The 12058-nt window shown below is 53.4% G+C and carries 11 protein-coding genes, 1 tRNA gene and 1 pseudogene; 4 read left to right on the forward strand and 9 right to left on the reverse strand.

Annotated elements, in window-relative coordinates; all coding sequences use genetic code 11:
* Positions 1 to 25 precede the first annotated feature (25 nt).
* The 5 genes from ACQKP2_RS09875 to ACQKP2_RS09895 are packed head-to-tail and all read right to left on the reverse strand — an operon-like array spanning position 26 to position 4647.
* On the reverse strand, positions 26 to 1030 hold the full coding sequence (locus ACQKP2_RS09875) for a virulence RhuM family protein (protein WP_427576083.1): 1005 nt from the start codon (positions 1028 to 1030) through the stop codon (positions 26 to 28).
* Positions 1031 to 2236: a restriction endonuclease subunit S gene (locus tag ACQKP2_RS09880; RefSeq protein ID WP_427576084.1), complete on the reverse strand. Its 1206-nt coding sequence runs from the start codon at positions 2234 to 2236 to the stop codon at positions 1031 to 1033.
* The gene (locus ACQKP2_RS09885; protein ID WP_427576085.1) at positions 2226 to 3749 is read right to left on the reverse strand and encodes a type I restriction-modification system subunit M; all 1524 of its coding nucleotides are present in this window, start codon (positions 3747 to 3749) and stop codon (positions 2226 to 2228) included. Before ACQKP2_RS09885 ends, ACQKP2_RS09880 begins: the two co-directional genes overlap by 11 nt.
* Complete coding sequence (locus ACQKP2_RS09890; protein WP_427576086.1) at positions 3746 to 4402, reverse strand: restriction endonuclease subunit S; 657 nt, start codon at positions 4400 to 4402, stop codon at positions 3746 to 3748. The genes ACQKP2_RS09885 and ACQKP2_RS09890 overlap by 4 nt, the downstream gene beginning before the upstream one ends.
* A complete protein-coding gene (locus tag ACQKP2_RS09895; protein WP_427576087.1) occupies positions 4366 to 4647 on the reverse strand; it encodes a hypothetical protein in 282 nt (93 codons plus the stop codon). The genes ACQKP2_RS09890 and ACQKP2_RS09895 overlap by 37 nt, the downstream gene beginning before the upstream one ends.
* Here ACQKP2_RS09895 and ACQKP2_RS09900 point away from each other — a divergent pair.
* The 3 genes and pseudogenes from ACQKP2_RS09900 (at position 4646) to ACQKP2_RS09910 (ending at position 8006) form a co-directional block, all read left to right on the forward strand.
* Complete coding sequence (locus ACQKP2_RS09900; protein ID WP_427576088.1) at positions 4646 to 5854, forward strand: DUF5655 domain-containing protein; 1209 nt, start codon at positions 4646 to 4648, stop codon at positions 5852 to 5854. The genes ACQKP2_RS09895 and ACQKP2_RS09900 overlap by 2 nt on opposite strands.
* 406 nt (positions 5855 to 6260) lie before the next feature.
* Positions 6261 to 7148 (forward strand): annotated as a pseudogene (locus tag ACQKP2_RS09905) (HAMP domain-containing protein); the annotation flags it as partial.
* A 93-nt stretch (positions 7149 to 7241) separates the two neighbouring features.
* On the forward strand, positions 7242 to 8006 hold the full coding sequence (locus ACQKP2_RS09910) for a methyl-accepting chemotaxis protein (RefSeq protein WP_427576096.1): 765 nt from the start codon (positions 7242 to 7244) through the stop codon (positions 8004 to 8006).
* Positions 8007 to 8181: 175 nt separating this feature from the next.
* Here the strand turns inward: ACQKP2_RS09910 and ACQKP2_RS09915 are convergent, their stop codons facing one another.
* The 4 genes from ACQKP2_RS09915 to ACQKP2_RS09930 form a co-directional block, all read right to left on the reverse strand.
* Complete coding sequence (locus tag ACQKP2_RS09915; protein ID WP_427576089.1) at positions 8182 to 9177, reverse strand: restriction endonuclease; 996 nt, start codon at positions 9175 to 9177, stop codon at positions 8182 to 8184.
* Between the two features lie 165 nt (positions 9178 to 9342).
* Positions 9343 to 9582, reverse strand: a complete 240-nt coding sequence (locus tag ACQKP2_RS09920; protein ID WP_427576090.1) for a pyocin S6 family toxin immunity protein — start codon at positions 9580 to 9582, stop codon at positions 9343 to 9345.
* A 14-nt stretch (positions 9583 to 9596) separates the two neighbouring features.
* Entirely contained in the window at positions 9597 to 10880 is a 1284-nt protein-coding gene (locus ACQKP2_RS09925) for an S-type pyocin domain-containing protein (protein WP_427576091.1), read from the reverse strand.
* A 183-nt stretch (positions 10881 to 11063) separates the two neighbouring features.
* A tRNA-Arg gene (locus ACQKP2_RS09930) sits at positions 11064 to 11140 on the reverse strand.
* A 348-nt stretch (positions 11141 to 11488) separates the two neighbouring features.
* Between ACQKP2_RS09930 and ACQKP2_RS09935 the strand changes: the two genes are divergently transcribed.
* Positions 11489 to 12058 (forward strand): aldehyde dehydrogenase family protein (locus ACQKP2_RS09935; RefSeq protein WP_427576092.1); only part of this gene is annotated, 570 nt, incomplete at its 3' end.

Consider the following 12058-nt stretch of genomic DNA (forward strand, 5'->3'; position numbering starts at 1 on the left):
CCTTTAAGCCCAGGCGTGAGTTGCGTCAGTTTGATTTCTTCTGGCTGCTCAGGCGCTTTTCCAGGCGCTCCAGTTCTGCCAGTTCTTGAATATCAACTTCTCGTGCCTCTGCAGTTCTACGTTTCTGATCAAATTCTTCGTAACGTTCGTGGGCAACGTTCTTCATCTGCTCGTGGCTGATGCTGCCGGCCGAGCGCAGCAAGGGTTGTTCGTTGAACGCCATGAAGCTGTCGATGTACCGTCGCCAATCTTCAAGCTTTATGTGTTGGCGCTGTTTGGCACGCAGCTCGGCGAAGTCCAGGAACATGCTGACCAAGCGGTTGAGCTGATCCAGTTCTTCGCCATTCAGATAGTTTTTGGCGACCACCACATCGGCTTTGCGCACACGGTCGCCTTTGAAACTGAGCAAATTCATGTTCGGCACATTGGCATCGGCGCGGCGCACGATCAGTTCGGCAGCGGTATGCCCGGTCACGGCAAAAAACAGTTTGTTCTGCACCTCGGCGAACAGTCGCGCGGTGTCCTGTTCATTGGCGCGATAGTCCTCCGCCAGGGAGAACAGATCACGAACCTTCTGATAGAAACGCTTCTCCGACGAGCGTATGTCGCGGATGCGTTCGAGCAGCTCGTCGAAGTAATCCCAGCGTGGCTCTTTCAGGCGGGCGTCGTCCATCACGAAGCCTTTGAGCATGTATTCGCTCAGCGTGCGGGTAGCCCATTGACGGAATTGTGAGCCGCGAGTCGAGCGTACTCGGTAGCCAATTGCGATGATCATCGGCAGGGCGTAGAGCTGCGTCAGGTATTCCTTACCATCAGCGGCAGTTGTCAACTTTGAGTTGACAACTGCCGCTTCGGGCAGCTCGCCATCGGCCAAAACAGCCTGGATGTGCTTGCTGATGTTTTGCTTGCTGGACTGATATAGCTCGGCCAGCTCCAGTTGAGTCAGCCAGACCTGACCATTCATTTCACGAAGGGTGAACTGCGCCAAGCCGTCCTCGGTGCTGTAAAGGATCAGGTCGCTGATGGTCATTTAGGCTGCTTCTACCTTGGTTCGGCGCTTGCCAGTCAGTAGTTGTTGTGTCAAGGCTCTTTTTTCCAGATTAAGCTTTTCCAGTTGATGTTGAAAGTTAGAAATTTCGTCATCGGCATTAAGTAGTACTTTAGCGATTTTTTGCTGTTCGTTCACGGGTGGTAAAACTACGTCAAGCTGCATTAATCTGCGTTTAGAAATGTTGTATCTAGTGGCGCCTTGCGCAAGAGCTGATATTGACTTGCGCATAAAATCACTTCGTAGTAAGTAGCGTGCGTACTCTGGAGTTAAAGTTTCAAAATTAAAAAGCCGGAGCCCGAAGCAAAATGAATTGAGGTAGACTTGGTCAATCCTATGTAGCAATACAGATGACATGCCAACTTCTTCCGGCGTCTCTGACGACACCGTGAAGAAAATATCACCAAATTGTACTTTTGTTTGATTCTCGTTATCGCCAATGTTTACTAGATCAAAAGAATTGATGTCTATTGCGCTATTTTTGAATATATTTTTGTATGGGATATAGCAAAAGCCAGAGCCAAAATCTTCTTTTGATTTTCCTGTAAGACCAGTAAAGGTTTTTCCAAGGCTTCCGAGTGTAAATGTTTTCCACTCACCATCATGCTCTGGTAAACGCTTGCGTTTAGTAAGCAGCTGTTGCATAAGCCACTTTTTTTTCTTTTGGCTATTGCACAAGAGCTTTTCCGTGGTGGCAATGGCTTGATCCCACGTACAAAGGATTTTAGCGATTTTCTCTTGCTCGCTATAAGGCGGTAGATTGATCACTTGCTCGGTAATGTCTGCCTTTTGTACATGTAGCAGCGTTGCTTTGAATCCGTGGGCTTGGTTTTCAATTTTTTCCGTAACAGTACGTAGCTCTTCGTAAAGCCAGCTTTGGTAGATGTGTGCTTTGGGCGTAACTTTAAAAATATGTTGATTCAGTACGCCGATGGGGCCCAGCCAACGCTTTGCCCCAAATGAAGCACCTTTGCTCCCGGCCCAGGCAAATAATATGTCTCCAGGGGAAACTAGCCAGCGGGGATTAGGTTCGCCGGAGAAATAGTTGAAATCTACAGAGCCGTTTAAGTTTTGAATTCGAATTATTGGCAAACCCTGATCAGTCCACTCAGATGACTTAAATCCATTGCCGTTAACGAAGTCGCAAACTTCACCAATCGTGGTACGTTTCCATCCATCAGGCACCATAACCTAACTCCTTCAGGTAACCATCCATTTCCAGATCAAGTTCCATAAGTTTTTTCTTGAGCAAGTCCCGTTCAGCACGTACTGCCACGAGGTCAATATCCAGTTCGGCTTCGAAGGTGTCCACATAACGTGGAATATTTAAGTTGTATTGATTCTCGCGAATCTCTTCTAGGCTAGCTCGATAACTGTATTTGTCCGAGTTAATGCGATGACGGTATGCAAGTAGAATATTTTTTATATGCTCATCGCCCAATAGGTTTTGGTTTTTTCCAGATTTGTATTCCCGGCTGGCGTCGATAAACAGGACGCTCTCATCTGTTTTAGCTCTATTGAAAATTAGGATGGCAGCTGGGATGCCAGTACCGTAGAAGAGTTTTTCCGGAAGTCCGATCACGGTATCAAGCAGATTTTCTTCAATCAGTTTCTGACGGATTTTACCTTCACTCGAACCACGGAACAGCACACCATGCGGTACGACGACAGCCATGCGCCCAGTTTTTGGTTTAAGAGTTTCAACCATGTGCAGGATAAATGCATAGTCAGCCTTAGTTTTAGGGGGAATGCCGCGACTAAAACGGTTAAAGGGATCATGTTGAGCTTCTTGATGGCCCCATGAGTCCAGTGAAAATGGTGGGTTGGCGGTAACAATATCAAAGGAGAGCAGCTGACCAGATTTGTCGAGCAATTTGGGATTACGTAGAGTGTCGCCCCACTCAATTTTGTGGTTGTCTTCACCGTGCAGAAACATGTTCATCTTGGCCAGCGACCAGGTGGAGCCAATAGATTCCTGGCCATACAGCGCGTACTGCTTGCTGCCATGGTGCTCACGCACTTTGCGCCCGCACTTCATCAACAGCGAGGCGGAACCACAGGCCGGGTCGCAAATCGTATCGCCCGGTTGCGGGTCGAGCAGTTCGGCGATTAGTTCGGATACTTCCGGGGGGGTGTAGAACTCACCGGCCTTCTGCCCGCCGCTGGCGGCGAAGTTTTTGATCAGGTACTCATAGGCGTTGCCGATGACGTCCAGGCTGCCGACGCGGGACGGTTTGAGGTTGAGTTCTGCCTTGGAGAACTCTTCCAGCAGATCGCGCAGGATGGTGTTCTTCTGCTTCTCTTCACCGAGGCGATCAGTGTTGAAGGAGATGTCCTGGAACACGCTTTTGCCGGCGTCCTTGAGCTTGGTGCCGTTGGCTTCTTCGATGGCGTGCAGCGCTTGATCGATACGTTCACCGTTACCTGGCTCGTGACGCTGGTCGTACAGCGCGTAATAGCTGGCGTTACGCGGCAGCACGAAGCGCTCGTTCTTGAGCATTTCTTCGATCAGCTCAGGTTCGTCGCCGTACTCTTTGCGGTAATTATCGTAGTGATCCTGCCAGACATCGCTGATGTACTTGAGGAACAGCATGGTCAGGATGAAGTCTTTGTAGGTGTCGGCACTGATCGTGCCGCGGAAGATATCGCAAGCCGCCCACAGCGCCTTGTTGATGTCGTCCTGTTTTACTTTGCCGCTCATGGTCGTTCCTTAATAAGTTGCTGATAGATGCCTTGGAGCATCTGTTCACGATTCGAGTGGAGCTGAGCGATCAATTGGTCCTCTTCATCCCAGAGGCGCTGCAACTGAGTCAGTCTTTCTTGAGTTTCTAGCGAAGGCAGCGGAATTTGCATGTCCATCAGCGACGATTTGCTGATGGCCTGGATGCTGCTGCCGCTGCGTTCAAGGTTTCGTTGGCTTTGAGGAATGTTGATCATCCAGCACAGATACTCCGGCAGTACTTCCGCTGTCTTGGGGGTCACAACGAAAAATTGGCTGGTGGCCACAGTTCGCTGCCCTTCTCTATATAAAGCTGCGGTGTTGGTATCGCCCCGAGCAACGACGGCGATTTCGCCCGCCATCAGAGAGGGCGGATTTTTGCTGCCCTCCCAGCGAACCGAAATGAGCGATTCGGGTTCGATCACGGCGCGTTGTCGCAGGTCTTTGATCTGCAAGACTCTGACGTCTCCCGCTGGATCATGTTCCAGTGCTCCGCGGAACGTGTGGCCGGATCGCACATCAGCCAATTCGCTCAATTTGCATATTCGGGTTGGCATAATTCTCTCAAGAAAGAAGCGCCGTCCTTGGCGCAATGTGCTCAGACCGTACAGTGTGGTGCCTGATTTTTCAGCCACCGGGTAACTTCCTCTGACAACCCCACCCAGGCACCTTCACCCTGAAGACGCGTGACCAGCAGGCCGTCGTCCTTATCCAGAGCCGTTTGCAGATTGTCCCGGACCTGCACAGAGGTCTGGTCGGTGACAATGATCCAGGTGGATTCCAAAGCATGGCACCAGGTGCCATAGGCTTTAATCCGCTCATACAGCGACGGATAGTCACGTTGTTTACGCAGGTCGTAGCTGATTTGGTAAAGTTTCATGGCTTTAGCTCTCCTAACGGGTCAGTTATTGCAATCGCGGCAGGCTGCAACCTGCCGCACCCCAATTTTTCTCTGTAGCACTTCTACGCAATTGGCGGTGACTCAATATCGCTCTGAAATATTTTGTCGTCAATCGTTATTTTTTGTCGTAGCGGCTCTACTGAGTTTTGATTTTGCGAACTGCAGCTCAAGAAAGGCCCCGGAGCATCGCTTTAGGGCTTTCTTTTGTGGCGCTTTTGGCATCGTTCCCCATCGGCTGTTAGCAAAAAAGGACATGTGTGTGAGCGACATCCAGCTTTTTCGCTTGAATGCCGTCAATGGAGCGTGTGAATTACCGGGTCGCGCAGCCGCGGTTGAAAAACAGCTACAGGGCTTGATCGAAGCGCAGATGGAAACGTTTCTCGGCGTGCGCTTTCTCGCGACCGAGTACGCCACGGGTAAGACCCATAGGGGGCGTATTGACTCGCTCGGGCTCGACGAGAACGGTTGTCCCGTCATTATCGAATACAAGCGCCACAGCAATGAGAATGTGATTAATCAGGGCCTGTTCTATCTCGACTGGCTGCTGGATCACCAGGCTGAATTTCGCTGGTTGGTGATGGAGAAGCTGGGCAAGGAGGCCGCTGAGCAGATTGAGTGGAGTGGTACGCGGTTGCTCTGCATCGCTGCCGATTTCACCCGTTACGATCAGCATGCGGTGCAGTTGATCCAGCGGAACATTGAGCTGATCCGCTACAAAATGTTCGGAGATGATTTGTTACTGCTTGAGCTGGTCAATGCAGTGAGTGTCGCGAATGCTTCCGTCGCCGCTAAGCCTGTCGAGATTGGCGTAAGTAAGTCAGCATCTGGCAGTAAGGACAAAACCTGGCAAGAACAGCTCGCCCAAGCAGCACAGGAAATTTCTGAACTCTTTGAGCAGACTTCCAGCTATCTACATTCACTGGGTGATGATGTCCAAGAGAAGCCCTTGAAGCTTTACCTTGCATTCCGGCGTCTAAAAAATTTCGCCAGCGTCGTCGTACAGTCCAAGCGCCTTCAGCTTTATCTCAAAATTAATCCGGATACCGTCGAGCTTGTTGAGGGCTTCAGTCGTGATGTGCGGGATGTTGGTCATTGGGGGACTGGCGATTTGGAGTTGAGTTTGCGCACTCAGGCTGATCTGGAAAGAGCCAAAGTTTTGATTGAGCGCAGCTACCAGGAAAATTAAGTAAAAATGTAGGGAAATGCATTTCACAAAAAGCCCCAGACCCAGCGGTCCGGGGCTTTCTCGTTTCTATCCATGGCGCACTAGGGGCAATCCGAACCCAAGATCCCTGCCTTCGCAGTCCTGAAATCCGACCTCCTAATGTCGAAACAGATAAAGATACTTGCGCGTATAGAAAAACAAACAAAGATGTTCAGTATTTTATTCAAACGGCCGATACAGCGTGTGCCAATCAACAATAACGCCTTCGTGGACACGACCCGTTATGAATAAAACCCTCCGATTCAGCCACAAGATCCTGATTGTGGCGTCGCTGATCGTGGTAGCCGCCTTCGCGCTATTCACGTTGTACAACGACTACCTGCAGCGCAACGCCATTCGCAAGGATCTGGAAAACAACCTCCACGAAATGGGCGAAGTGACTGCGGCCAACATCAAGAACTGGTTTGACGGTCGCACCCTGCTGGTTGAAAACCTGGCGCAAAACGCGGCCCTGAACCCGGAGATGCCCAGCATCACCACGTTGATGGCCCAGAAAACGCTGGTGTCGAGCTTCCCCAGCACCTACGTCGGTACCACCAAAGGCGAGTTCGCCATCCTGCCTGATGCGAAGATGCCCGACGGGTACGATGCTCGCACACGTCCCTGGTACAAGCTTGCCGAGGCTAGCAGTACTGTCGCCATGACCGAACCGTACGTCGAAATGGCCACCAACACGCTGGTGGTCTCCATGGTGGCGGCAATCCGCAAGTCAGGGCAGACGGTCGGCGTGGTCGGCGGTGATGTGAGCTTCGGTGCGCTGGTCGACACCATCAACAAACTGGACATGGGCGGAGTGGGTTACGCCTTCATGGTCAGCTCCGACGGCAAGGTGCTGGTCCACCCCGATAAAAACATGCAGATGAAGAGCCTGAGCGACCTCTTCCCGCAGGGTACGCCACAGATAAACGGCGAGTTGACCGAAGTCCAGGCCAATGGCCAGACCCGCATCGTCACCTTCACCCCGATCAAGGGCTTGCCTACGGTGAACTGGTACATCGGCCTGTCCATCGACAAGGACAAGGCGTTTTCCAGGCTCAGTGAATTCCGCGCGTCGGCTGTTGTTGCCACTGTGTTCGCCGTGGTCTTCATCATTGCCCTGCTGGGCATGCTGATTCGTCTGCTGCTGCAACCGCTGCAGGCCATGAGCAAGGCCATGGAAGATATCGCCGAAGGCGAGGGTGACCTGACCAAGCGCCTGGTCATTCATACCCAGGACGAATTCGGCATTCTCGGGAACGCCTTCAACCGCTTCGTGGAACGTATTCACACCTCGATCCGCGAAGTGTCGTCGGCCACCGAGCAGGTCAACGAAGTGGCCTTGCGTGTCGTGGGTGCCTCGAACTCTTCGATGGCCAACTCCGACGAGCAGGTCAATCGCACCAACAGCGTCGTCGCCGCGATCAATCAGCTGGGTGCTGCCGCCCAGGAAATCGCTCGTAACGCCGCGCAAGCTTCGCAACACGCCAGCTCCGCCCGCCACTTGGCCGAAGAAGGCCAGCAAGTGGTCAATCGCAACATTCAGGCCATGAGCCGCCTTTCGGACCTGATCGTAACCTCCAGTTCGCACATCGAAACGCTGAACAGCAAGACCGTGAACATCGGTCAGATCCTGGAAGTGATCACCAGTATCTCCCAGCAAACCAACCTGCTGGCGCTCAACGCGGCCATCGAAGCGGCGCGTGCTGGCGAGGCCGGTCGTGGCTTTGCCGTGGTCGCCGACGAAGTTCGCAATCTGGCTCACCGCACCCAGGAATCGGCGCAGCAAGTGCAGAACATGATTGAGGAGCTGCAAGTCGGCGCCCGTGAATCGGTCAATACCATGGGCGAAAGCCAGCGCCACAGCCAGGACAGCGTGTCGATTGCCAACCAGGCGGGCGAGCGTCTGGGCAGCGTGACCCAGCGCATCGGTGAAATCGACGGCATGAACCAGTCGGTGGCCACCGCCACTGAAGAGCAGACGGCCGTGGTTGACTCGATCAACATGGACATCAACGAGATCAACACGCTGAACCAGGAAGGCATGCAGAACCTGCAGTTCACCCTGCGCGCCTGCTCGGACCTGGAACAGCAGGCCAGCCGCTTGAAGCAATTGGTGGGCAGCTTCCGGATCTGATGATCTGCGCGACAACAAAAAAGCCCCAGACCTTGCGGTCTGGGGCTGTAGAAAAAACGAATTCAAGACGATTTCTTGAGCAAAAATTGCTTCATCCATCAGCGGCTGAGGATACGATGGCCGGGCGGCAAGAAAGACGGTCGAGTGACGTCTGGTATTTACCTAATTCATAAAGTTACAGCGGCAAATACGTAAGCTTTAGCGGTATCAATCTCTTAGTTTCTGAATCCGTCTGTCCATAGTGCTCAATCAGTGCGCGAACAAGGTTGTCGAGGGTCCATAACGTCAGCGGCACATTGGCTCGCTCGGCTTCGTAATAGGCGTCCTTGCTGAAGCCGCCGGTACTGACATAAAGCCCGCGATCATCTTTGTGTCGCCCGCCAAGAAAGCTGCGGATTTGTTGGCTGCCCATCTGGTCTTTGCGGTGCTTCACCTCAACAATGATCCGCGGATTTTCAAAGCCGAAACCGTCCGGTGACGCGATGATGTCTTTGCCGCGATCTGGACCGGCGGGGGATACCTGAGTCTTGTAACCCATTGCGCGCAAGATGCCAGCGACCAAATCCTGCATGTCTTCCCATGGCAGGGCGTTGATCAGATCCTTGATACGTTCGAGCGCTAGGCTTTCCATGCCTGCCAGTGGATCGCTGTCGGGATATTCTTCTTCAACCGGTGGTGAGACGAGAGGCTTGTCGCCCGCCACCATTGCTTTCAGCTCCTGTAGGGCAAAGTCTGGCACGACAAAGACTGTGAGTGTCGAGCCGAGACTATTTTTACTCGCAGTGCTTAGGCTATCGCGGTCTACTTCTTGTGCTTGCCATTGAACCGGGCGTGTCAGCGACATGCCGAGATCGGCTAATTCAGGGTTGTGTTTGAAGTCACCGGTAATTTTACCAACCAAGTAGGTGCGATTAGCGGGTGAGTACGTCACTACCCAGTCACCTAGCTGGATTTCATTGATGAAGCGCCACACTTGCGAGGCGCCTGAAATCGCGGTGCCTGGCTTGATATTGGGTTCAATATCTTGGTAGAGACGAGTGACTTCTTTGCGTGTCATGCCAGCTTTTGCCAGCGGCGCGAGTTTTGACCATCCAATCGCGGCGACACCGCGCTCGCGGAAATCGTCGTACAGCCGACCAGACTCGCCACGGATCATCCACATTTTGGCCATATCACTTCCTTGGTTTTTGTCGGTCGCGGGTACATGCCCAATCTGGCGATGAGCGCCATTTTGAAGGCGTTGAAGAAAACGCAAGATAAAGTAGGTGCTTCAAACATCAACAGCAATTGCCGGATTCAGATTGTAGTAAGGGCTGTTACGGGCCCATCCGGTTAGCTAGGCTTCTAGCCCGATGAATAGATCCAGGTCGCTGGGGAACTGCTCATTGATCGCGGTCGCAATCCGCTGAGATTGGTCGCTTGTAAGCAGCCATTCGCCGTCCGGGCTTTCTGCAAGGCTTTGCCACCCCAGCACTTCCAGTACCGCTGGCTCAAACTGCGACGGTACGTCTAGTTCATATTTCAGCGAAGTATCTTCGCTGTCGCCTGATAAAAAACCTGTGATGCATAGGTGCATGATTTTCCTCTAAATTATTTTGGAGTTGTTCTGCCTGGCTCGGCGTCCTTGGTCCGCTCTCCTGTGTCAGGGTTGAACTCTCCCAGATGCTTTCCTTGTTTGTCGTATAGCTCAACCCTGCCATTTTCAGAGTCCCACTCATAAATACGGCCTTTACGATCTTTCCAGCGCCTACGCAGACCGCCCCCGCCCTTTACAGAGTTCTTGGATTTGTCCTTCACCGCATCTGGGAAAGCTGTCAGCCCTTTGGGAGCAGGGTGATAGCTGTGATCGCCGCCGATAGGCCGGGCAAATACCACATACATCGACTTCAGCCCGCTCTCGGCTGGAAACACCAGAATACAGTCGTCTGTGGTTATGTCTTCTCCGGGAAGCCCTTCGAGTTGACTGTCTGTGTTTTCAGGGATGGGGTGTACCAGGATGGTACTGAGCTGTTCACTGCCGCTGTCGGGGTAGATCAGCGGTGGCATCTGTCCCAGTGGCCCGCGCTGAGGCGTCCACAGAATAGTGATGCCATTGAGTTTGGCCTCCAACGCAGTTTTATCGGCGTTCCATGTGGCTTGCACCGTGCGCACTGTATCGTCGCCTGATGCGGTGGTGTGGATGCCGTAAACCCGCAGCGCTCCCTCGGCATCGCGACGAAACTGGAAGCGCACACGGGTGGGGGCGTGAGTCATGCTGCGTAACTGAGTGTCAGTATGAAGCGTTCCGTCTCCCATCTTGCTCGGAAGCATACCCAGAATGAAAACACTGGCAGGCCCGCCTGCACCGCGTATGGCCCAATTGAGATGCTGTTGCAGAATGCCGCCGCCGGCCATTCGACCTAGCGCCAGATCAGCGCCCAGAGCTGCCGCTACGGCGGTACTGGCAGAGGGAAAAAGCATGGCGCCCGCAATCATTACATTGCCGAAGTTCGAAGCGGGCTCCGTAGAGGTGCCCGCCTCGGTGCGACACCAGTTACCAGGGATACAGGATTTAGCAAAGACCTGATCGTCGCGAGGCTTGGCCTGTGGCCATGGATCTTCAGGCGGGATGTAGACGGGTTCAGGCTCTGGCACTGATCTCGCGATGAGGCCACCGCCGGAGCTGGCAAAGCGTTCCTTTACCAACAGCAAATCACCCTTACGGACGGCCTCGACAATTTCGAAGTCGCTTCTGATGCGGGAATGGCTCCCAAAGTTAACTAGCCCTTCGATGTTATGGCGACCTCGCATCAGTGCGTCGCTTACCAACCGGGCTGCGGTACTTGGGCTTTCGGTTTGTTCAAAGCCTTTGTCGATGTTCCTTATCAAACGCATGGCGTTCCCTTTGGTTAAGTCCTCGGGGGGTATTCTGGAGAGCGTGCCGTGCACTGTTCAGAGAAAAGTGTTGCGGTATTTGTTCTGGCCGGTCGATTGACTCAAGACAGGCACGCTCCTTGAAACGCGGCCCACAAAAAAAGCCCCAGACCTTGCGGTCTGGGGCTTTCTCGTTTTTGCGTATGGCGCACCAGGCGGGATTCGAACCCACGACCCCTGCCTTCGGAGGGCAGTACTCTATCCAGCTGAGCTACTGGTGCAGCGGGCGCCATGATACTCATATGCATTGCAGGCGTCCATGCTGCTGAATCGCTTGTGTTTTTCCAAAGCGTAACCTGCGTTTGATACGTTGATCAGAAAAACCGGGCAAAAAAGGGGTTTTCGTTCTTTTTTTTGAACGCCCTATTGTCCTTTACCCCCTTTGCTCCTAGGATTCGTTTGAGATTTCAAACGCTCTTGTCTGGGTGCTGAGCCGCACGAGTCCAATACGTGCGCTATTTATGTGCTTCAGCCCGGTGAATGATTTCCCTGACGGCAGCCTACGAAGGCGCCTTTCTACAATCACAATTCGCTCCGTATCCATTGCGGTGCTGTTAAGGAAAGCCGACATGCAGCTTAAAGACACCCAGTTGTTCCGCCAACAAGCCTTCATTGATGGCGCGTGGGTTGATGCGGACAATGGTCTGACGATCAAGGTCAACAACCCGGCAACGGGCGAAATTCTGGGCACTGTGCCGAAAATGGGCGCTGCCGAAACCCGCCGTGCCATCGAAGCTGCCGACAAGGCGCTGCCGGCCTGGCGTGCACTGACCGCCAAAGAGCGTGCGGGCAAACTGCGTCGCTGGTTCGAACTGATGATCGAGAACCAGGAAGACCTGGCTCGCCTGATGACCCTGGAGCAGGGCAAGCCACTGGCCGAAGCCAAGGGCGAAATCGCTTACGCTGCCTCTTTCCTCGAGTGGTTCGCCGAAGAAGCCAAGCGCGTCTACGGTGACGTGATTCCGGGCCACCAGCCAGACAAGCGCCTGATCGTGATCAAGCAGCCAATCGGCGTGACCGCTGCCATCACCCCGTGGAACTTCCCGGCCGCGATGATCACCCGTAAAGCCGGCCCGGCCCAGGCCGCCGGATCCACCATCGAGCTCAACCCAGCTTCTCAAACCCCGAACTCCGCACTG

This window comes from Pseudomonas sp. NPDC089569 (assembly GCF_050280625.1).
GTDB lineage: Bacteria > Pseudomonadota > Gammaproteobacteria > Pseudomonadales > Pseudomonadaceae > Aquipseudomonas.